Origin of the sequence: Anaerotignum sp. MSJ-24, assembly GCF_018918145.1 — a bacterium.
GTDB lineage: Bacteria > Bacillota > Clostridia > Lachnospirales > Anaerotignaceae > Metalachnospira.
The window spans coordinates 68,947-89,970 of record NZ_JAHLPX010000007.1; the positions used below are offsets into that span (position 1 = coordinate 68,947).

19 protein-coding genes and 1 pseudogene are annotated in these 21,024 nt (G+C 40.1%); 14 read left to right on the forward strand and 6 right to left on the reverse strand.

Features of this window, described 5'->3' with window-relative positions; translation table 11 throughout:
- Positions 1-2 precede the first annotated feature (2 nt).
- The 11 genes and pseudogenes from KQI66_RS06585 (at position 3) to KQI66_RS06635 (ending at position 10,360) form a co-directional block, all read left to right on the forward strand.
- Complete coding sequence (locus KQI66_RS06585) at positions 3-959, forward strand: RnfABCDGE type electron transport complex subunit D (RefSeq protein WP_216427913.1); 957 nt, start codon at positions 3-5, stop codon at positions 957-959.
- Positions 956-1,519, forward strand: coding sequence for an RnfABCDGE type electron transport complex subunit G (locus KQI66_RS06590; protein ID WP_216427915.1), 564 nt, complete (start codon positions 956-958; stop codon positions 1,517-1,519). The genes KQI66_RS06585 and KQI66_RS06590 overlap by 4 nt, the downstream gene beginning before the upstream one ends.
- Complete coding sequence (gene rsxE / locus KQI66_RS06595) at positions 1,519-2,145, forward strand: electron transport complex subunit RsxE (protein ID WP_216427917.1); 627 nt, start codon at positions 1,519-1,521, stop codon at positions 2,143-2,145. Before KQI66_RS06590 ends, rsxE begins: the two co-directional genes overlap by 1 nt.
- A gap of 12 nt (positions 2,146-2,157) precedes the next feature.
- Entirely contained in the window at positions 2,158-2,763 is a 606-nt protein-coding gene (gene rsxA, locus KQI66_RS06600) for an electron transport complex subunit RsxA (protein ID WP_216427919.1), read from the forward strand.
- Positions 2,764-2,784: 21 nt separating this feature from the next.
- Positions 2,785-3,570: pseudogene (locus tag KQI66_RS06605) on the forward strand (RnfABCDGE type electron transport complex subunit B); the annotation flags it as partial.
- Between the two features lie 338 nt (positions 3,571-3,908).
- Positions 3,909-5,339 carry an NCS2 family permease gene (locus KQI66_RS06610; RefSeq protein ID WP_216427922.1) on the forward strand — a complete coding sequence of 477 codons (1,431 nt, stop codon included), beginning with the start codon at positions 3,909-3,911 and terminating at the stop codon, positions 5,337-5,339.
- Positions 5,340-5,407: 68 nt separating this feature from the next.
- Complete coding sequence (locus tag KQI66_RS06615; RefSeq protein ID WP_216428745.1) at positions 5,408-5,680, forward strand: ACT domain-containing protein; 273 nt, start codon at positions 5,408-5,410, stop codon at positions 5,678-5,680.
- A gap of 14 nt (positions 5,681-5,694) precedes the next feature.
- Positions 5,695-7,053: a PFL family protein gene (locus tag KQI66_RS06620; protein ID WP_216427925.1), complete on the forward strand. Its 1,359-nt coding sequence runs from the start codon at positions 5,695-5,697 to the stop codon at positions 7,051-7,053.
- Positions 7,054-7,148: 95 nt separating this feature from the next.
- Positions 7,149-8,603: an aminoacyl-histidine dipeptidase gene (locus KQI66_RS06625; RefSeq protein ID WP_216427926.1), complete on the forward strand. Its 1,455-nt coding sequence runs from the start codon at positions 7,149-7,151 to the stop codon at positions 8,601-8,603.
- Positions 8,604-8,634: 31 nt separating this feature from the next.
- Positions 8,635-9,789 carry an AI-2E family transporter gene (locus KQI66_RS06630; RefSeq protein WP_216427929.1) on the forward strand — a complete coding sequence of 385 codons (1,155 nt, stop codon included), beginning with the start codon at positions 8,635-8,637 and terminating at the stop codon, positions 9,787-9,789.
- A gap of 91 nt (positions 9,790-9,880) precedes the next feature.
- Positions 9,881-10,360 (forward strand): SoxR reducing system RseC family protein, encoded by a 480-nt coding sequence (locus tag KQI66_RS06635; RefSeq protein ID WP_216427931.1) that lies wholly within the window; start codon positions 9,881-9,883, stop codon positions 10,358-10,360.
- A 237-nt stretch (positions 10,361-10,597) separates the two neighbouring features.
- On the opposite strand, the gene KQI66_RS06640 is transcribed toward KQI66_RS06635, so the two are convergent.
- The 3 genes from KQI66_RS06640 to KQI66_RS06650 all read right to left on the reverse strand — a co-directional run bounded on the left by KQI66_RS06640 (position 10,598) and on the right by KQI66_RS06650 (position 13,055).
- A complete protein-coding gene (locus KQI66_RS06640) occupies positions 10,598-11,086 on the reverse strand; it encodes a C-GCAxxG-C-C family protein (RefSeq protein WP_216427933.1) in 489 nt (162 codons plus the stop codon).
- 355 nt (positions 11,087-11,441) lie between these two features.
- Positions 11,442-11,759 carry a DUF1292 domain-containing protein gene (locus KQI66_RS06645; RefSeq protein WP_216427935.1) on the reverse strand — a complete coding sequence of 106 codons (318 nt, stop codon included), beginning with the start codon at positions 11,757-11,759 and terminating at the stop codon, positions 11,442-11,444.
- 84 nt (positions 11,760-11,843) lie between these two features.
- A complete protein-coding gene (locus KQI66_RS06650) occupies positions 11,844-13,055 on the reverse strand; it encodes a DEAD/DEAH box helicase (RefSeq protein ID WP_216427937.1) in 1,212 nt (403 codons plus the stop codon).
- A gap of 269 nt (positions 13,056-13,324) precedes the next feature.
- Between KQI66_RS06650 and ilvD the strand changes: the two genes are divergently transcribed.
- Positions 13,325-15,007 carry a dihydroxy-acid dehydratase gene (gene ilvD, locus KQI66_RS06655; protein ID WP_216427940.1) on the forward strand — a complete coding sequence of 561 codons (1,683 nt, stop codon included), beginning with the start codon at positions 13,325-13,327 and terminating at the stop codon, positions 15,005-15,007.
- A gap of 23 nt (positions 15,008-15,030) precedes the next feature.
- On the forward strand, positions 15,031-15,810 hold the full coding sequence (locus KQI66_RS06660; RefSeq protein WP_216427942.1) for an HpcH/HpaI aldolase family protein: 780 nt from the start codon (positions 15,031-15,033) through the stop codon (positions 15,808-15,810).
- A 449-nt stretch (positions 15,811-16,259) separates the two neighbouring features.
- Here KQI66_RS06660 and KQI66_RS06665 read toward each other — a convergent pair whose 3' ends face one another.
- Together KQI66_RS06665 and KQI66_RS06670 are read right to left on the reverse strand one after the other, a co-directional pair.
- Positions 16,260-17,027: an IclR family transcriptional regulator gene (locus KQI66_RS06665; protein ID WP_216427944.1), complete on the reverse strand. Its 768-nt coding sequence runs from the start codon at positions 17,025-17,027 to the stop codon at positions 16,260-16,262.
- 294 nt (positions 17,028-17,321) lie between these two features.
- Entirely contained in the window at positions 17,322-18,011 is a 690-nt protein-coding gene (locus KQI66_RS06670; RefSeq protein ID WP_216427946.1) for an N-acetylmuramoyl-L-alanine amidase, read from the reverse strand.
- 136 nt (positions 18,012-18,147) lie between these two features.
- Here KQI66_RS06670 and KQI66_RS06675 point away from each other — a divergent pair, with 136 nt between their 5' ends.
- On the forward strand, positions 18,148-19,059 hold the full coding sequence (locus KQI66_RS06675) for an AEC family transporter (protein WP_216427948.1): 912 nt from the start codon (positions 18,148-18,150) through the stop codon (positions 19,057-19,059).
- Positions 19,060-19,124: 65 nt separating this feature from the next.
- Here KQI66_RS06675 and KQI66_RS06680 read toward each other — a convergent pair whose 3' ends face one another.
- The gene (locus KQI66_RS06680) at positions 19,125-21,005 is read right to left on the reverse strand and encodes a 5'-nucleotidase C-terminal domain-containing protein (RefSeq protein ID WP_216427950.1); all 1,881 of its coding nucleotides are present in this window, start codon (positions 21,003-21,005) and stop codon (positions 19,125-19,127) included.
- Positions 21,006-21,024 lie beyond the last annotated feature (19 nt).

Genomic DNA, 21,024 nt, shown 5'->3' on the forward strand with positions numbered 1-21,024 from the left:
AAATGAGTAGTTCAATCATAGTATCAGGTACCCCTCATGTCCGTTCAAAAGAGTCAATTCAGAGCATCATGCGTGATGTTGTTATAGCTCTTATACCGGCATCGGTAATGGGTATATACTACTTTGGAATTAAAGCTTTAATGCTTATCATTGTTTCTATTGTATCTTCAGTTGTTTTCGAATGGGGATATGAAAAAATTCTTAAGAAGCCGGTTACAATATCTGACTTTTCAGCTATACTTACAGGTCTTCTTCTTGCACTCAACTTACCTGCAACAGCTTCATGGTGGGTACCTGTTGTAGGTTCATTCATTGCTATCGTTATCGCAAAGCAGTTCTATGGCGGTCTTGGACAGAACTTTATCAACCCTGCCCTTATCGGACGTGCTTTCCTTGTTGCAGCTTATCCTACACAGACAACAGGTGCAGCTTTTGCAACAGGCAGAATGGTTACAGATGCTGCTACATATGCAACACCTCTTGCAGAGCTTAAAGCTGGCACAGCAATTGTAAACGCTGATGCAATCAAAAATGCACTTATAGGTAATGTTGGTGGTACAATCGGTGAAACATGTGCAATTGCACTTATCATCGGCGGTATCTATCTTCTTGTTAAACACGTAATCAGCTGGAGAATTCCCGTTGTTTACATCGTAGTTGTATTCATTCTTACATCACTTATGAGAGGCAATGGCTTCCTCGGCGGTGTATATGAAATCTTCTGCGGCGGTCTTATGCTTGGTGCTATCTTCATGGCAACAGACTATGTTACATCACCTATCTCAGCCAAAGGTCAGGTTATCTTTGCTATCGGCTGTGGTGTTCTTACATCACTTATCCGTGTTTACGGCGGATATCCCGAAGGTGTATCATACTCAATCCTTATCATGAACCTTGCAGTTCCTCTTATTGACAGAGTTACAAGACCTAGAATTTTCGGGGAGGTGAAGGCGAAATGAAACAGATTGTAAGACCTATGGTTATTTTAGGTATAATTTGTATTGTTTGTGCCGGTTTACTTGGAGTTGTTGAATCGGTAACAAGAGAACCTATCAGAGTTCAGGCTGAAAAGACAGCTACAGAAGGTATGAAAAAGGTTGCACCCGATGCAGATTCTTTTGAAGCTATTGATATTGATGCAGATGCAAACTATGAAGGCACAGCTGTTGCTTCAGCAAACTTAGCTGTTGATGCTTCAGGTGAAATAATCGGATATGTTGTTGAAGTACTTCCCAGCGGTTTCGGCGGAACTATCGACCTTATGGTTGGTGTTGACACAGAGGGTGTTGTAACAGGTATTTCAATCCTCAGTCTTTCAGAATCACCCGGACTTGGTGCCAGAGCTAAAGAAGATTGGTTCCAGGAACAGTTTATCGGTATGACTGCCCCTGTTACAGTTCAGAAGGACGGCGGACAGGTTCAGGCCATCACAAGCTCAACAATTACATCAAGAGCAGTATCACTCGGTGTAACAGCTGCTTGCGGTTGGGCAGCAGAAAATGTGGGAGGTGCTAACTGATGAGTAAAGCATTAAGCGCAATTAAAAACGGTATAATTGATGAAAACCCTACATTTATCCAGGTTATCGGTACTTGTCCTACACTTGCTGTTACAACAAGTGCTATAAACGGTATAGGTATGGGACTTTCAACAATGGTCGTACTTATTTGCTCAAACTTATTTATTTCATTATTAAGAAAAATAATTCCCGATACAGTACGTATCCCGTGCTTTATCGTAGTTATCGCCAGCTTCGTTACAATAGTACAGCTTTTGCTTACAGCATTCCTTCCTGAACTTAACGAATCGCTTGGTCTTTATATTCCGCTTATCGTTGTTAACTGTATCATTCTTGGTCGTGCCGAAGCATTTGCATCAAAGAATGGTCCTATTACATCACTTTGCGATGGTATCGGTAACGGTCTTGGTTTCACAATCGCACTTTGCATTATCGGCCTTGTGCGTGAATTCCTCGGAGCAGGTACACTCTTCGGAGCAACTGTACTTCCCGAAGCTTTCCCTAAAACACTCGTTATGATTATGGCTCCCGGTGCTTTCTTTACATATGGTGCACTTATGGCTATATTCAAGAGAATTATAAATAAAATGAAAGAAAAAAAGGCAGCTAATGAGGCTGCGGCATAAGGAGGGAAAAGAATGAATTACTTACTGTTTATTTTAGCAGCTGTGTTTGTAAACAACTACATATTATCACAGTTCTTAGGTATCTGCCCCTTCCTTGGTGTTTCTAAAAAGGTTGAGACTGCTGCCGGAATGGGTGTAGCCGTTATATTCGTTATGACGCTTGCTTCTATTGCTACTTATTTTATTTATAGCTTTATTCTTGTAAAACTTAACATTTCTTATCTTTACAACATTGCGTTTATCCTTGTAATCGCAGCTCTTGTTCAGTTCGTTGAGATGTTCATTAAGAAGAGTTCACCTGCACTTTATTCATCACTTGGTGTTTATCTTCCACTTATCACAACAAACTGTGCGGTTCTCGGTGTTGCCGTTTCAAATATGCAGGCCGGATATGGTTTCCTTCTTTCTGCACTTAACGGTTTCGGCGGTGCTGTTGGTTTCGCAGTTGCGATTATCCTTATGGCAGGTATTCGTGAAAGAGTTGAAGAGAACGATCATCCTAAGGCATTCGAAGGTTTCCCCTTTGCACTTATCACAGCAGGACTTATGTCTATTGCTTTCTTAGGTTTCCAGGGACTTATCAATGTTTCAACGGTCGTTAAAGCAATGGGATTATAATAACGGAGGAGTGACAAAAAAATGGATACACAGGCTATTATCTTTGCTATTTGCAGCATTGGAGGATTAGGTATCGTTTTTGGTGCAATCCTTGGTTATGCCAGCAAAATATTTGCTGTTGACGAAGATCCAAGAGTAGGTCAGGTTCTTGAATGCCTCCCCGGTGCAAACTGTGTTGGTTGCGGTTACCCTGGCTGTGGCGGTCTTGCAACAGCTATCGTTGAAGGCAAGGCACCTGTTAACGCTTGTGCAGTTGGTGGCCCCAGCGCTGCTAATGCAATCGCTGCTGTTATGGGTGTAGTTGCAGAAGAAAAAGAGCCTACAGTAGCATTCGTTAAATGTGGTGGTACTTGTGACAAGGCTAAAAATAATTATGAATACGACGGAATCGACGACTGTGTTATGGCTTCTCAGCTTGTAGGTTCAACATCTAAGTCATGTGCTTACGGATGTATGGGTCTTGGCAGCTGTGTTAAGGCTTGTCCTTTCGGCGCTATCAAGATCGAAAACGGCGTTGCTGTTGTAGATCCCGAAGTTTGTGTTTCATGTGGTAAATGTGTTGCTACATGTCCTAAACACATTATTGAAATCGTATCCAAGAAGAAGAAAGTTAAAGTACAGTGTTCTTCAAAAGATATGGGTAAAGCAGTTATGTCTGTATGTTCAGCCGGATGTATCGGATGTAAGATCTGCGAAAAGACATGTAAGTTTGACGCTATCCATGTAATCGACAACATTGCTGTTATTGATTATGACAAGTGTAAAAACTGCGGTATGTGTGCAAACAAATGTCCTAAGAAGGTTATCACAGGTTACAGAGTCGAAGCTCCTAAGCCTGCAACACCTGCTGCTCCTGCAGCACCTGCAGCAGAGGCTCCTAAGGCTGAAGCACCTGCAACAGAGGCTACTAAAGCAGAAGAGCCTAAGGCAGAATAATAAAATTGTACTTATTGAACAGCGAATGCTTTGCATTCGCTGTTTTTTTGTCTGTTTTTTGTATAATTGTGTGAATTGTGCATTACCTATGTTTTTGGTATAATAAATACACTAAAAAATATTTATGGATAACGGTATTCACATAATAAAAATTGATGATGTTTAATGCCGCTATTTTTTTATGCAATTCATAATAAAGGAGATGTAAAATGAAAACAGCAATCGAAAAGTATTTTAAAATCAAAGAAAATAATTCATCATTACAGACTGAAATTTTTTCGGGTCTGACTGCATTTTTTACAATGGTATATCTGCTTTTCCTTGTTCCGAATACACTTATGGGTGCGTTTCCGGAGGCATTTGACGAAACAGGCGAATTGATTGGCAGCTTTATACTGCATAATGGACTTATGGCTGATGAAATGCTCGTTTCTTTAACTATTGCGGCTTGTATAGCTGCGGCAATCGGTACACTTATAACAGCATTTAGGGCAAAGATTCCCTTTGCACAGGGTCCGAGCCTTGCGGTAGCAACATTTATTACATATACGGTATGCGGACAGCTCGGTTATTCATATGAGGAGGCACTTGCGGCTGTATTTATAAGTGGAATTGTATTCTTTATTTTTTCTGTTCTTGGCATTGAGCACAGAATACGAAAAGCTATACCGCACAATATAAAATATGCGGTTACTGCCGGCATAGGTTTGTTCATTGCGTTCATGGGAATGCAGAAATGCCATATGGTTGTTGCGGATAGTCACCATTTAGTAAAATTTGTTGAATTTGCCGGTTTTAACGATTATAATACTATGAGTACAATACTTTGTATTGCAGGTCTTATTCTCATTGCCGTTCTTCATTATAAGCATATCCACGGAGCTATTCTTATAGGTAAGATCATTGTAATAATAGCTGCAATTCCGCTTGGATTATTTCATCATGGCGAAATTAATCTTTTCAAATATAACTTCGGTGCAATTTTACCTACGGCGTTTAAGATGGACTTCGGCGGTTTGTTTACGCACCATGGCGATTACGGCCTTGTCAGCGGAGTTATAACAACAATAATTATTATTGCAACACTCTGTGTTATGGACGTATTTGAAACAATGGGTACTGTTATCGCAACGGACCACATTCTTGACCACAAAGTTCACCATGATGAAACAAGCGATAAAATAAAGAAAACATTTGAGGCTGATGCCATCGCAACTGTAATCGGTTCAACAATGGGTATTACAACTGTATCGACATATATTGAAAGTACAGCTATGGCTGTTGAAGGCGGAAGAACAGGCTTCTCGGGCGTTGTTACTTCGGTATTATTCATTCTTGCCATATTCATTGCACCGTTTGCGTCGGTTATTCCTTCTGCGGCAACTGCCACAACGCTTATAATAACAGGTGTGTTTATGATGGCGGTCGTAAAGGAGGTTAACTTCAAGGATGTTGAGGAGGCACTTCCGGCATTCTTCACCATGGCGTTTATTCCGTTTACATACAGTCTTGTAAATGGTATTGCACTTGGCCTTGTTACACACACAGCCATCAGTGTTTTCAGCGGAAAATGGAAACAGGTAAGATTGGGAACGTATCTGCTTACTGCATTATTTGTAATACAATTTCTATTAATTTAAGAAAAAAGTAGAATTTTTTAGATTGTTGTGTTAAAATCAGACAATATAAATAATTTATACGGAGGACTATTATGAAAGCTATAATCACTGTTTTAGGTACTGATAAAGTTGGTATTATCGCTAAGGTATGTACTTATCTTGCGGATAGAGAAATCAATATTCTTGATATCTCACAGACTATTATTCAAGGGTATTTTAACATGCTTATGATTATTGAGGTTAACGATACAATGGATCATTTTGCTGAAATAGCAGACGGTCTTGAAAAGCTTGGTGAAGAAATCGGCGTTGTTATCAAAATGCAGCATGAGGACATCTTCAACACAATGCACCGTATTTAAGGAGGACTTTAATAATGCTTTCAAGAATGGAAATTGTCGAGACAAATAAGATGATTAAAGAATCTAATCTCGACGTAAGAACAATTACTATGGGTATCAGCCTTATGGATTGTGCCGATAGTGATTTGACTAAGTTCAATCAGAAAATTTATGATAAAATAACAAAAAAGGCTGAAAATCTTGTTAAAACAGGTGAGGACATTGCAAGACAGTATGGCATTCCTGTTGTAAACAAGAGAATTTCTGTTACACCTATATCCATTGCAGCAGCCGGCTGTAAGGCAGATTCATATGTATCTGTTGCCGAAACACTGGACAGAGCGGCAAAAGAGGTAGGCGTAAACTTTATCGGAGGATTCTCAGCACTTATACACAAGGGCTGTACTCCCGGAGATGAAATACTCATCAATTCAATTCCTGAGGCACTTGCGGTTACCGATATGGTATGTTCATCTGTAAACGTAGGTACTTCAAGAAACGGTATAAATATGAATGCCGTTAAAAGAATGGGTGAAATAATACTTGATGCGGCAGAACGTACAAAGGACAGAAGCTGTATCGGCTGTGCAAAGCTTGTTGTATTCTGCAACGCTGTTGAAGATAACCCGTTTATGGCAGGTGCATTCCACGGCGTAGGAGAAAAAGACTGTGTTATCAATGTCGGCGTCAGCGGCCCCGGTGTTGTTAAGAGAGCACTTGAACAGGTTCGTGGCGAAGATTTTGAAACACTTTGCGAAACAGTAAAGAGAACAGCATTCAAGATAACAAGAGCCGGACAGCTTGTTGCACAGGAGGCATCAAGACGTCTTGATGTTCCTTTCGGAATTATCGACCTTTCTCTTGCACCTACACCGGCAATCGGCGACTCTATCGCTGAAATATTCCAGGAGATGGGACTTGAAGAGGCCGGAGCTCCCGGAACAACAGCAGCACTTGCTATGCTTAATGACAATGTTAAAAAAGGCGGCGTAATGGCTTCATCATATGTTGGAGGTTTAAGCGGTGCATTCATTCCGGTTAGTGAAGACCATGGTATGATTGAGGCAACGGAAAAGGGTGCTCTTACACTTGAAAAGCTTGAAGCTATGACTTGCGTATGTTCGGTAGGTCTTGACATGATTGCTATTCCCGGAGATACACCTGCATCAACTATTTCAGGCATTATAGCTGATGAGGCGGCAATCGGTATGGTAAACAACAAGACAACAGCCGTAAGAATTATTCCCGTAATAGGAAAAGGTGTTGGCGAAAGCGTTGAATTCGGCGGACTTCTCGGATATGCTCCCATTATGCCTGTAAATAAGTTCTCATGCGAGAAATTTATTGCAAGAGGCGGAAGAATTCCTGCACCTATCCACAGCTTTAAGAACTAATTTACTTTGAATATATTAAGAATTTAAAAGTATAATATGATTATAAAGTATAAGCATGAATTGTTTCATGCTTATACTTATTTGGAGGCGTTTTTATGATTACTTCAGGCTTAAAACCGGAAAGAGTGTTTTATTATTTTGAAAAGCTTTCTTCTATACCGAGAGGCAGTGGAAACGAAAAGGCAGTCAGCGATTACTGCAAATCCGTTGCCGAAGAATTAAATCTGTTCTGTGAACAGGACGAAGCCAACAATATACTTATAAGAAAGCCGGCATCGGAAGGCTGTGAAGGTGCGGAAGGCATTATAATACAGGGACATCTTGACATGGTTTGCGAAAAAAATAAAGATGTTCAGCATGATTTTAAAACAGATCCGTTAAAGCTGATTATAGACGGAGATTATCTGACAGCCGACAGAACAACGCTCGGCGGAGATGACGGAATAGCTGTTGCCATGGGACTGGCTCTTATTGAAGATAATGAAATAAAGCATCCGGAAATAGAGCTTCTTTTCACAACAGATGAAGAGGTAGGAATGAACGGTGCGAAGAAATTTGATGCCTCTAAGCTGAAAGGCACAAGACTTATAAATCTTGACTCAGAGGAGGAAGGTATATTTATTGTAAGCTGCTGTGGTGGTGCAAAGGCAACAATAAATCTTCCGATTGTGAAAGAGGATACTCCAAAGGAATTTGTTCCTGTTGAAATAAAGATAAGCGGCCTTATCGGTGGACATTCGGGAAGTGACATAAATCTCCAGAGAGCCAACGCCAATAAATTAATGGGCAGAGTTTTAAGACAGATTGCAAAGACATTTTATTACCGCATTGAGTGTATAAACGGCGGATTAATGGACAATGCTATAACTAGAGAATGCACTGCGGTAATTTATCTTCCGGTTGAGGATATGGAAGAGCTTGAGGACTTATGCTTGCAGTTCGAGGAAATATTCAATAAGGAATTTGTCGTAAGTGAAAAAGCAATCAGAGTATCGGCAGTAAGAAAAGCTGATTCTTCCGACAAGGTAATGACTGTTGAAACGGCTAACAAGCTTATATATGCACTTAATCTCATTCCTTACGGAGTTATTGATATGAGCCTTGAAATAGAAGGACTTGTTGAAACATCAAACAATCTCGGCATTGTAAAGACGAAGGAAGACGTTGTTGAAATGGCAAGTGCGGTAAGAAGCTCGGTTGCCACAAAGAAATACAATGTGCTTGAACAGCTCCAGATGATTTCCGAGCTTATCGGCGGTTCGCTTACACTTAGAGGCGAATATCCCGGCTGGGAATACAAAAAGGACAGCAAATTAAGAGAGATATGTGTTGAAACATATAAAGAAATGTTTGGACATAAACCGAAGATAGAGGCAATTCATGCCGGACTTGAATGCGGTCTGTTAGGCGCAAAAAATCCTAAGCTTGATATGATTTCCATTGGACCCGAAATGCACGACGTCCATACAACCAACGAAAAGATAAGTATTTCTTCCGTTGAACGTATGTGGAAATATCTTAAGTTTACTGTTGAAAGATTGGCAAAATAAAAATATCAATATAAACGGAGGTCGTATATTTGTGAAGCTTCCATGGGATAAGGAATATATAAAAATATCCTTTCATGTTATAGTTACACTTATCGTGATATATGCCATAGCCTTGGTTATAAAAAATGCTCCGACGGCATTAATTAAAATCGAGCAGTTTTTTGCATATATTGCCGATGTACTTTCTCCACTTATTATTGCTGTCATATTTTCGTATATTATGAACCCTGTGGTCGAAAAACTACAGGGTTTTTGTGACAAAATATTTAAGCTTAAGCTTAAGGGCGTATTCAGAAAACGAATCGCCGGAACAGCTATGCTGTATCTGATTGTGTTTGTATTGCTTGTTACGGCCGTTATACTTGCCGTAAACGGCTTGGGAGACACAAATATCAATGTTATAGAGCAAAAAATAAAAGACTCCGTATACGGATTTACGGGAACATTAAGGCAGTTCAACGAAAAGCTTGCAGAGCTTGGAATAATACAGAATGAGGACGGAATATTTGATAGCATAATGTACTTCATAAAAAACGGACTGAATAATGTATACACTTATTTTTCCGAACGGATAACCTCAATAGGAGGATTTCTGCTTGATCTGCTCATTGGACTTACAGTATCGTTTTATCTTCTTATGGAAAAAGAGCGTATTGTGGTAAAATGCAGAGATATAATAAAAGCATTTATGCCTAAGCATGCCGATAAAATACTGTTTTCATTGCATGAGGCTGATAATGTTTTTTCGGGATATATTTCCGGACAGATTACGGACGCCTTTGTTATGGCGGCACTTGTAAGCATAAGCCTTCTTATTATCGGTGTTGATTATCCGTTTATAATAGGCGTTATATCAGGATTTTCAAACCTAATTCCGTATGTCGGTGCGGTTGCCGCCTTTGTTCTTGCTGTAAGTGTGGCACTGATAAGCGGAAATGCCGCAAAGGCTTTGTATGCCGCCGTTGTTATTATTTTGTTACAGCAGCTTGACAGTGCGGTTATAGTTCCCAAAATCGTCGGTAAAAGAGTTAAACTGCATCCTGTGCTTGTTATACTGGCACTGACTGTATTCGGAAGATTGTTCGGTATATGGGGAATGGTATTTGCTGTGCCGGTTACGGCTTTGATAAAGATAATATTTGACAGAATATACACTATGAAAAAAATTAGTGCAGGAAAATTTTAAAATCCTTGAATTTTGCCGATACAGAGCCTATAATATATTAATGCTGTATAGGTATGTATACAGAATTTTATGAAGATTGGAGGCTTGTATCATGGCAGAAAAAGGTCAGGTAACACAGGTTAAGCCGGACGGCAAGGTTGTTGTTAAGCTTATGAGAACGGAGGCCTGTGCAAAGTGCAGAGCTTGTATGGTGTTTTCTTCAAAAGAAATGATACTTGAGGCTATAAACAAATGTGGAGCAAAGGCAGAGGACTGGGTTGAGCTGGAGATGCAGCATGACGGTTTTTATACCGCTGTGCTTATAATGTACGGTTTCCCTTGTCTTGGACTGCTTTTAGGTATATTCCTCGGATATTTCGGACTTTATAAGTTAGTTCCGGGATTCAACAGGGAAATACTCAGCTTTATATGCGGTTTGATAGGTATATTTATTTGTCATCTTATTATTAAGAAAAATAATTACAGATGGGAAAATAATACAAAATATATTCCTGTTGCGGCAAGATTGGCGAAAGCGCCTACACCAGAGGAATATGAATATCAGCTTATGTTTGATGAACACAGAGCATAAAGACTAAGTCGAAATCTTGTCATGACTTTTGCTTTTTCAAAGCAAAAGTCATGACAGAATGGATTCCACTTAGAAAACCATTGACTGTGCAAGACAGCACAGTTGCGAAGCAACTTTCGTTTGCGAAAGTCATGACCATCGTTTCCTAATACCTTCCGCTGTACAAAAATGAATTTGTTTAAAAATTAAGGCGAAAACTTTCGAGTTTTCGCCTTTTATATTAAAACTGATATGTAATTATTTATCTGCATATTTTGTTGCAACTGCTGAACAGTGTGCAATCATTTCCATACAGTTTTTCTTTCTTGCTTTTCCGGCAAAGTCACCGAAGGGATCGGAAAGCTCACTGCAAATAAGTGTGCCGTATTCGTCCTTTATTTCGTTTACCATTTCGCCGAATACAGGATAGATTTCCTTCTGGAGCTGTGCAATTCTGTCCTTCATTTCTTCATGCTCAAAGGGATTTCTTCTGCCCTTGACTGTTCCGAGTGCCATTACCGCACCTGTGATAGCACCGCATGTATTCTTTGTGTGGCCCATGCCGCCGCCAAAGCCTGTTGCAAGTGTTATAACCTCATCGGGAAGGTTGATGTCGTGCATATCGGCGAATGTACGGAATACACATTCTGCACAGTTTAAGCCCTGTTTGAAATAGCCTTTGCTTATTTCCTCTGCCATTGCCATTTTTTCCTCTGTTGTTTTACCTTCAGTTGATACCTTTGCCATAGTAAAGACCTCCTAATGTTTAATATGCTTATATTATAATTTGACAATATAACGCTTTCTGTGACACAGTCACGGATTTATTAACAATATTTTATCACATAAACATAGGAAGGTATACAAAAATCACCTATATATAAAATATAGGTGATTGATTGTTAAAACTTTAAACTTGTAAGCGGAAAGGTTCGGAAAACAAAGGGTTTTCTGAGTGGAATCCGCAGACGGGATTCACTCCCGTCGAGGAGAACGGAGAGTTTCAAGGATTTTATTTTTAAAATCCGATGGAATGAACCGTTCATGCATTAATTAAAACAAGTCGAAAACTTATATAGTTTTCGACTTAAGCGTTTAGCGCTTACTCTTCTTCGTCGTTGAAGATTTCGTCAAAAGCAGCTGTAACTTTGTCAAACTCGTCATCATCTTCGATAGAGTTGAGTTCGATTTCGTCATTGTCAAGCTCTTTGTATTCATAGAGAAGAACTGTTTCGTCTTCCTGAGGAAGAAGTGCAATATATTCTTTTCCTTCGATGTCCTCAACTTCAAATACTCCGAGAACAGTACATTCAAGCTCTGTGTCGTCCTCAAGTGTAAGTGTCATTGTTTCAAGTTCAAGGCAATCATCATCATGTTCATGATCATGGCCACAGCCGCAACCGCAGTTATGTTCGCTCATAGTAATCTCCTTTTCAAATAGATGTAATTGGTTATACAGACATAGTATACTAAAAATAAGATTTATACAATAGTTAATTGGTTTTTATTTCTGCTTTTTAGTATAAACAGTGTCATTATTTTTATGCGTATATGTTTTTTTACGCTTAAAATCGGCATTGACAGGCACAAGAGCACCTTCACGCATATATACGTTTTTAAAATTAAGCTTAAGCTCACGTTTAAGTCTGTTGATATATCTTATTTCGCCTTTTGTGGCAAGGCTGATAACCTTTCCGCTTTTTCCGCCTCTGCCTGTTCTTCCGGCACGATGCAGATAGCTTGTAGAATTTTCGGGTATATCCATGTTTATTATGTGAGTAACGCCCGGTATATCAAGACCTCTTGAAACAAGGTCGGAGGCAACGAGTATCTCTGCCTTTCCGTGAATCATGTCGTTGATTGCTTTTCGGCGCTCATCTCGTCTTGTGCCGCCGTAAAGACCGACAGCTTTAAGAGAATGATAGTTTAGCTTTTTAACCGTAACCTCGATATTTTCGGGATTGTTGATAAATACTATTGTTTTTGGAGCCTTTTCTCCACGCACAATTTTTCTGATGAGGTTTATTTTGTCCCTTAATTCGCATTCGATATAGTAATGAGTTATAAGCTCCGGCAGCTTTTCCTCTGCCATACAGAAAACGGGCTCGTTTACGGCTATCTCTTTTGCGGCGGCAACTGCCTCGGCATTCATTGATGCAGAAAGAAAAACAGTCTGACGGCTGTTTTTGAGCGTTGTTTTTACAACGGATTTAACCATATCCACATTCATATGGTCAAGCATTCTGTCTGCCTCGTCAACAACGATTGTTTTTACTGTATGAGCCGGAATTTTCTTTTTTTCGATAAGGTCGATAATACGCCCGGCAGAGCCGATTATTATTTGCGGCTTTTCCTTAAGCTTTTCAATTTGGCGAGCCATGCCGGCGTTGCCTATTATGAGTGCCGAACGAATATCCATTCCGGAGTTTTCCGCAAGCAGCTCTGCCTGTTTATATACCTGTACCGCAAGCTCATGCGTAGGTGTAAGCACAATGCACTGTGCCGAACGTAGCGACAGGTCTATGTTCATAAATATAGGCAGAAGATATGTCAAGGTTTTTCCCGAACCGGTTTCTGCACGCACTATTGCGTCTTTTTTTTCGAGAATTACGCCGATTGCCGATTGCTGGACATCGGTTGGCTTTGTTACGCCCTGTTTTTTTAATGCTGAAATTAGTTCTTCGGAAATTCCAAGCGAGCTAAAATCCTTTTCCATAATTTTTTCCTTCCATAATAGTTTATTTATAAGATAAATTAGATTATAGATGAAAAATACCGTTATTTCAAGGCATTAGGCGAAAATAGAAGCCTGAAATAGGTTATTTTGTATAAAAATATAAACAAGATTTGTGCAAAGTGAGGAAAAGAGAAATTTTGATAAAAAGTCATTGACATAAAAAGAACAATGTGGCAGAATGTTTTCAGAACGAAATACTATAATGTAGAATAAAAATAAAGACGCATATTTAAAAAGGAGAGAGTAAAATGGCAGAGTTAAGAAGCAGTTTAATTATGGCCGGTGATGATGCACCTTTCTATCGTTCACTTTTCAAGGCAATGGGCTATACAGATCACGAGCTTGACCACAAGCCTATTATCGGTATTGCAAATACATGGAACACATTGGTTCCCGGACACTTCAACCTTAACCAGGTAAGTGAGTTTGTTAAAAAAGGTGTTTATTCGGCAGGCGGTACTGTTGTTGAATTCGGTGTTATCGGTGCCTGTGACGGTGTTGCACAGGGACATATCGGTATGAACTACATACTTCCTTCAAGAGAAATTATCTGTAATTCAGTTGAAATAATGGCACAGGCACACAGACTTGACGCAGTTGTTCTTCTTGCATCATGCGATAAGATTGTTCCAGGTATGATGATGGCTGCCGCAAGACTTGATATTCCCGCAATAATCGTTATGGGCGGACCTATGCTCGGTGGTATTGAATTCGACGGAAGAAAAGCTGACTTTACTTCAACAGACGAAGCAAAGGGTATGTACAGCGTAGGCAAAATAACAAAAGAAGAATATTGTGCTCTTGAAAACACTGCATGTCCCGGATGCGGTTCATGTGCATTCCTCGGAACAGCAAACACAATGGGCTGTCTTTCAGAGGCACTCGGACTCAGCCTTCCCGGAAGTGCTCTTATTCCGGCAGTTTACGGCGAAAGACTCAGAAGCTCATTTATGGCAGGAAGAGCAATCGTTGACCTTGTAAACAAAGGAATTACAGCAAGAAAGATTATAACAAAGGAAAGCATCAGAAATGCCATCAAAGTAACAATGGCTATCTGCGGTTCAACAAATGCGGTTCTTCATCTTAGTGCAGTTGCCAACGAAGCAGAGCTTGGTATGGACGTTGTTCGTGAATTCAAGGAACTCAATAAAACAACACCTCAGATTGCAAAGGTTAATCCTGCCGCTAAATGGGATATGGAAGACTTCTACAAAGCAGGCGGTATCCCCAGAGTTATGTCAAGACTCGGCGATATTCTTGACACAAGCGCAATCACATGTACAGGCAAGACAATCAAGGAAAACCTTGAAGAATATAAATTTGAATATCCCGAAAATCCCGAAATCATCAAGACAGTTGACGCACCCTTCAGCACAACAGGCGGCGTAGCTGTTCTTGAAGGAAACCTTGCTCCCGATACAGCTATCAGCAAGCCCGGTGCTATTGATCCTTCACTTCATCACTTTGTTGGTAAGGCAAGATGCTTTGATAGTGAAGAGGCAGCAGAAGAGGCTATTCTCGGCGGAGTTATACAGCCGGGCGAAGTTGTTGTTATCCGTTACGAAGGACCTAAGGGTGGCCCCGGTATGAGAGAAATGTTCAAGGCTATGAAATATATGTACGGTGCAGGACTTTCAAAGACTTGTGCGCTTGTAACAGACGGCCGTTTCTCCGGAACAAATAACGGATGTTTCGTAGGACATATTTCACCCGAAGCCGCAGAAGGCGGTCCTCTTGCTATCGTTAAGGACGGAGATGAAATCCTTATCGATGTAAACGAAGGCAAGCTTGAGCTTCATGTTCCCGAAGAAGAAATCAAAGAGAGATTTAAGACATGGAAACGTCCCGAAAAGGATATTCCCAGAGGATACCTCAGACTTTATGCCAAGGTTGCATCATCAGCAGATAAGGGAGCTATAATCAAGAACTGAGTCCTTTATAAAGGAGAATGTAAATGAACGAATTTTTAAAGAAAGTAAAAGAAAAACAGAAACCGGTCGGAACATTCTTTGAGATAGGCGGCACTACTGCCGCAGAGTGCATTGCCAGAAGTGATTTTGATTACATAATCATTGATAATGAGCATGGCACACTTGAGCCCGAAAGCACCATTGATGCAATTAGAGGAGCAAATCTCGGAGGAACAATTCCGTTTGTAAGAGTAAGAAGCCATGCAAGACCGGCTATAATGAAACCGCTTGATGTAGGAGCGAAGGGACTTATTATTCCTTATGTTGAAACTATCGAGCAGGTTAAGGATATAATCAGATGGGCAAAATTTGCACCGACAGGTGAAAGAGGCTTTTGCCCTTCAAGAAAAGACGGTTGGGGCTGTGATTACCCTATGGGTGAAAACGGTCTTCCGATGAATGAAATGATGGAATACTGGAACAAGGAAACGCTTGTAATTCCCCAGTGTGAAACAAGAGGCTGTCTTGAGCATATCGAAGAAATTGTTGCTATGGACGGAGTAGACGGAATTTTTATCGGCCCTTATGACCTATCCATCGGAATGGGAATAGGTGGTCAGTTCGATAATCCGGAGTTCCTTGCGGCGATAAATAAGGTTAAGGATACATGCCATAAGGCAGGAAAGTTTGTAATAATATTTACAATGGATCCCAAAGCGGCACAGAAATATTATGCGGAAGGCTTTGATTCAGTTACAGTAGGTCTTGATATAAATTACTATATCAATGCCTGCTCGGAGGCCGCAAGAACAGCAAAAAATTAAACGCCCATTTTTCTTTTAGAATCCCATAAATGAAGCCCTCATGTAATCAACATGAGGGCTTCAGACTGTAGACAAAGTTATTTTTGTACAGCGGAAGGTATTAGGAAACGAAGAGTTTCCTAAGTGGAATCCATACTGTCATGACTTTTGCTTTGAAAAAGCAAAAGCGGCTTTGCCGCCGCACTGTCTTGTGCGGTCAATAGACGGGATTCACTTCCGTCGAGGAGAATAGCTTAGTCATGACTTTCGCAAGCGAAAGTGGCTTCGCCACCATGCTATCTTGCATGGTCAATAGTTTCAAGGCTTTTTAGCCGATGGAATGAGCTATTCATGCTTCTGTTTAAACAAGTCGAAATTCCTGATTTCGACTTAGGTGTCGACTTTGTCGACACCTTGAAGCCCTCATGTAATCAACATGAGGGCTTTGGTCTTTTTATATGTTAATTAATTTATGCTTTATAGCCATATATTATTTCCGAAAGCTTTGCGGCTGTCTTTTTCAAATCCTCTGGAAGACCGTTTTTCTTATGCTCGGAAATTCTTACGGTCGGGCCGGCAACGCTTATTGCAAAGCCGGGTTTGTTTTCGGATTTCATGACCGGAACGGCAACACAAGAAAGTCCTATTTCGATTTCTTCATCATCACCGCCATAACCGTTGTCACGAATTTTCTTCATTTCCTCACGAAGCTTGTCCGGATTTGTGATTGTGTTGAAGGTGAGAGCCTTAAGTGGCTGTTCAAGGAAAGCGTCAAGCTCTTCATTGGTTTTGTATGCAAGAAGCACCTTGCCTACACCTGTGCAGTGCATATAGTTTTTTGTACCGATCTGTGTGTTTATATACATTGATGTATCGGCGTCTACCTTATCAATATATACAATACTTCCGTTGAGCTCCTGGGCACTGTGAACGGTTTCTCTGTATTTCTGGCATAATTCTTCAAGATACGGACGAGATGCTCGTATAAGTATATTGTTCATCTTAACTGCGTTCGTTAATGAAAGTATTTTTAAGCCGAGCGAATACTTCTGGTTATCTTCGTTCTGGAAGAGATAGCCGAGAGTCGTAAGGCTGTTTACCAGTCCGAAGGTTGTGCTTTTGTTGAGCTGTATTGTATCGGCAATTTCCTTAAGGCTCATTTCAGGTTTTCCGTTCTGAAAAAGCTCAAGTATGGAAAAGGCTCTTTCAAGGGATTGTATAGTTTTTGTAGTAGCCATTGTAATTCTCCTAATCATTTTATAATATAGAATATTATATGATATTTTCATGTATTAGTCAATTTTAGTTGACATATATCAACATAAATGTTATTATAATAATAGAATTGGCAGTCAAGAAGATTGTATTTGTTACCAATGATTGTTTTAAGAAATTTTAACCACGAAGGTTAGATGTTTTTTGCATACCTTCGTGGTTTTTTATTTTACAGAAATATAGGAATAATATCCTTATTATAATATCCCAAAACCCAATATCCTTTAAAGAACCACATATCCCGAAATGTGGTTCTTTTACTTTTCTGCATTAAAATAATCCGAAATACCTTTATATATCGCCCAGGCTGTTTTTTGCTGATAATCGGCTGTATTCAGCTTTGTTTCTTCATCGGAGTTGCTCAGAAATCCGCATTCAACGATGGCAGAAGGCATTGTTGTTGTCCGCAACACATAATAATCTGAATTGGATTTTGCGGAACGTGTACTGCCTAAGGAATCGCAGAGAGCTTGCTGTATATCCTCCGCAAGCCTTTTTCCTTCTTCGCTGTTCTTATAATAAAATACCTGAGCACCTTTGGCCGAACCGGAGGTAAAGGCATTCTGATGTATGCTTATCATTATATCTCCGTCACTTTCGTTGACAATCAGCTTTCTTTCCGACATATCCTCACGCTTTGAGCTTCCGAGAGCCTCATCTGTGCTTCGGGTTATTATTGCGACTGCTCCGCTTTCTTCAAGATATTGCTGGAGATATGCCGCAATTTTAAGATTTATATATTTTTCGTCTTCGCCGTTTACTCCGGCTTTTCCGGGATCAAAGCCTCCGTGTCCGGCATCTATTATTATTATTTTGTTTTCTACAGGGAGTATTGTATATACGGACGCATTGTTTTTATATATGGCAGTGAGCGTTATAAATCCGCAAAGTATAGCAACGGCTATTGTATTTTTGATATTTTTTAAATATATAATTCTGAATTTCATTGTTTCTCCAACGGTCTTTTTTATATTATTAATATGCGAGTTTGGATCAATATATAAATTTAATTTGTAAATAAAAATGGAAAGTAATATAATAAAATAAATTTTTGGAATTACTGAACAAACGGAGGAAAAATACATGGAAGCTTTTACGAAAATGTTTAATTTGCAGCTTGTGCTGTTTGCGATAATGATTGTCGGTGTAGTTGCAAGAAAGAAAAACATAATATCAAAGGAAGGGCAGTCAAGCTTATCAAATCTGCTTATCAATATTGTTCTTCCGTCAAACATCATCGCATCCTTTGCGTCTGATGTGTCGAGCGACAATATGGCACAGAATTTGATACTTGCCCTTGTAATATCGGTAGTTATACAGGTCGTGGCAGTTCTGTTCGGCGGAAAGTTGTTTGCAAAATTTCCTAAAAATAAAAAAGATGTTATGCATTACGGACTTATCTGTTCAAACTCAAGCTTTATAGGAATGCCGGTTGCGGATAATATATACGGAAGCCTTGGCGTTGTTTATGTATCGATGTTTCAGCTTCCAATAAGATTTACAATGTGGACATCGGGACTTGCACTTTTCACAAACGTAGATAAAAAATCGGCAGTAAAAACAATACTTCTTCATCCTTGTATAATATCAATGGGAATAGGCGTTATACTTATGGCGTTTAATCCGCCGTTACCGACCTTCGTAAGCTCAACCATTACATACTTAAGCCGTTGTACAATACCGTTATCAATGCTTATTATCGGCTGTATACTTTCAGACTGTAAGGTCAGCGAGATATTTGATAAAAGTGCATTGTATTTCTCGCTTATACGTCTTGTTATTTTCCCGGCTATTGTGTTTGTTATTCTTAAGCTTATGAATATCGACAGCGTACTTCTCGGAGTATCGGTAATAATGTCGGGAATGCCGGCAGGCAGTACGACTGCTATACTTGCCGATAAATATGACGGTGACGGACATTACGCCTCTAAGGTGGTATTTGTATCGACATTGCTTTCAATGATTACGATTCCTCTGCTCTGCATAGTGCTTTAAAACAATTCCGGACAAAAATTAATCCCTCTGCCGTATGGCAGAGGGATATTTTAGTGCCTATTTAATTATTTTACAACGATTTCCTGACCTACATAGATTTTATCGGGATTTGCTATTTCAGCTTTGTTAGCTTCATAGATTTTTTTCCATAATAATCCGTTGCCAAGTTCCTTGTCAGCGATTTTCCAAAGTGAGTCGCCCTTAACTACTTTGTAAAGCTCGTCGATTGAAGGAGCAGGCTCAACAGTAGGTTCAGGTGTAGGTTCGGGAACAACGGGTGTAGGTTCAACAACAGGCTCTTCGGCAGCCTTGATTATTGTTATACGGCCCTGAGGTTTAGCATATTCCTGTCCGATAACGCCGTTAAGTGACTGAACATATTCAATAAGTGAATCGCAGTCAAGTACGTTTGTATCAGCGAAATATGATCCCTGTGTAAGCTGGTAATATGTATCTCCGCCTTCTGCCTGGAAGCCGTTTACTACTACTGTGTAGTTCTTAGCTGCATCGAAAGGCTGTCCATTTACTGATGTAATTGTTACTCTGCTGCCGGGTTTAGCAGGTGCATAGTATGTTGAATTGGGATACTGAGCTCCGTTTTCGTAAGGAACTGTTGTATCAAGAGTATATTCGATACCTGCTACCTGAGGAAATCCTCCGATTGTTTCGGGTGTGCAGAATGTTGATGCTTCAAGAATTTCAAGGAGCTGAGCGCCTGTGATTGTAACAAGACATACATTGTTTCCGAAGGGGAATATTGTTACAAGAGTATCCATTGAAATATCTCCGGGTTCAACTGAAGTACGGATACCGCCACCGTTTGATATAGCACAGTCTACGCTTATACCAAGTTTGTTGTCTTCAACATATTTTTTACCTGTGTAGAGGTAAGCATCTGCTGTGAAATCACCAAGGTTTGTTTCTTCCGAACGAACAATTGCTTTTGTTCCTTCAAGATGAACCTCTGTCTTAGCGAATACTTTTGAGTAAGCTGCTGTAACTTCGGCTCTGTCTTCTGCTACAAGTTTAGCAACCGCATCGTCATATTTGCCGATTGTTGCTGCATAATCAGCAGCAGAAATAAGTTTAGCTGTTGTTTCTTTAGAAGCTTCGTCAACAACAACTGTACCTACGTTAGCAAGGTATGAGCCTGTGCTTACGATAAGTGTGTCATTAACCTTTTCTCCGCCGTCCATTACTGTGTGGCTGTGTCCGTCAACGATAAGGTCGATACCTTTAACTGCTGATGCAACATCAACAGAACGTCTGCCAACACTTTCTTCGTCAACACCGAGATGAGTAAGAGCGATGATATAGTCGCAGCCGGCTGCTTTAAGCTCGTCTACCTGAGCCTGAGCTGCTTTGAACATATCTTCTTTATCAAGGAAGTTTACAAGTTTTACATTGCTGGGGCTTGCTTTTGTGAGAGTTTCTGCTGTATCAAGTCCGAATACTCCGACCTTGATGCCGTCTTTTTCAAAGATAGCGTTTGCATCGAAATATGCTTTGCCTGTTTCTTTGTTGATTACGTTTGAATCAACAACCTTAACGCCTGCATCTGTGAGCACCTTCATGTTGTCAAGAAGGATATCGAATGTGTAGTCAAATTCGTGATTACCCATTGATACTGCGTCATAGCCTGCTGCTGCGATATATTCGGCAGCATTTTTGCCTTTGTAATAGCCTACAAGAGTATTGCCCTGTGAAAAATCGCCTGCGTCTAAGAGAAGAACATCGGCGCCCTGAGCTTCATAGTAATCCTTAAGTCCGGCAACACCGGCGATACCGATAGCTGTGTCGGTTGTTTCATAATAACCGTGCATATCGTTTGTGTGGATAACTACAAGCTTGCCCTTCATAGAAGCTGTGTCCTCTGCCATTGCGGGAACTGCAACGCCGAGAGCCATAACAACAGCTGTAAGAAGGGAAATAAGTTTCTTTTTCATGTATAATCCTCCTTTAAAA

Bases quoted from the DNA above. Each gene is read 5' to 3' on its own strand.
- KQI66_RS06660 (WP_216427942.1), top strand. From the start codon at position 15,031: ATGAACGAATTTTTAAAGAAAGTAAAAGAAAAACAGAAACCGGTCGGA.
- KQI66_RS06650 (WP_216427937.1), bottom strand. From the start codon at position 13,055: ATGGAAAAGGATTTTAGCTCGCTTGGAATTTCCGAAGAACTAATTTCA.
- rsxE (WP_216427917.1), top strand. From the start codon at position 1,519: ATGAGTAAAGCATTAAGCGCAATTAAAAACGGTATAATTGATGAAAAC.
- KQI66_RS06610 (WP_216427922.1), top strand. From the start codon at position 3,909: ATGAAAACAGCAATCGAAAAGTATTTTAAAATCAAAGAAAATAATTCA.
- KQI66_RS06675 (WP_216427948.1), top strand. From the start codon at position 18,148: ATGGAAGCTTTTACGAAAATGTTTAATTTGCAGCTTGTGCTGTTTGCG.
- KQI66_RS06635 (WP_216427931.1), top strand. From the start codon at position 9,881: ATGGCAGAAAAAGGTCAGGTAACACAGGTTAAGCCGGACGGCAAGGTT.
- KQI66_RS06640 (WP_216427933.1), bottom strand. From the start codon at position 11,086: ATGGCAAAGGTATCAACTGAAGGTAAAACAACAGAGGAAAAAATGGCA.
- KQI66_RS06665 (WP_216427944.1), bottom strand. From the start codon at position 17,027: ATGGCTACTACAAAAACTATACAATCCCTTGAAAGAGCCTTTTCCATA.
- KQI66_RS06625 (WP_216427926.1), top strand. From the start codon at position 7,149: ATGATTACTTCAGGCTTAAAACCGGAAAGAGTGTTTTATTATTTTGAA.
- KQI66_RS06590 (WP_216427915.1), top strand. From the start codon at position 956: ATGAAACAGATTGTAAGACCTATGGTTATTTTAGGTATAATTTGTATT.
- KQI66_RS06645 (WP_216427935.1), bottom strand. From the start codon at position 11,759: ATGAGCGAACATAACTGCGGTTGCGGCTGTGGCCATGATCATGAACAT.
- ilvD (WP_216427940.1), top strand. From the start codon at position 13,325: ATGGCAGAGTTAAGAAGCAGTTTAATTATGGCCGGTGATGATGCACCT.
- KQI66_RS06585 (WP_216427913.1), top strand. From the start codon at position 3: ATGAGTAGTTCAATCATAGTATCAGGTACCCCTCATGTCCGTTCAAAA.
- KQI66_RS06680 (WP_216427950.1), bottom strand. From the start codon at position 21,005: ATGAAAAAGAAACTTATTTCCCTTCTTACAGCTGTTGTTATGGCTCTC.
- rsxA (WP_216427919.1), top strand. From the start codon at position 2,158: ATGAATTACTTACTGTTTATTTTAGCAGCTGTGTTTGTAAACAACTAC.
- KQI66_RS06670 (WP_216427946.1), bottom strand. From the start codon at position 18,011: ATGAAATTCAGAATTATATATTTAAAAAATATCAAAAATACAATAGCC.
- KQI66_RS06620 (WP_216427925.1), top strand. From the start codon at position 5,695: ATGCTTTCAAGAATGGAAATTGTCGAGACAAATAAGATGATTAAAGAA.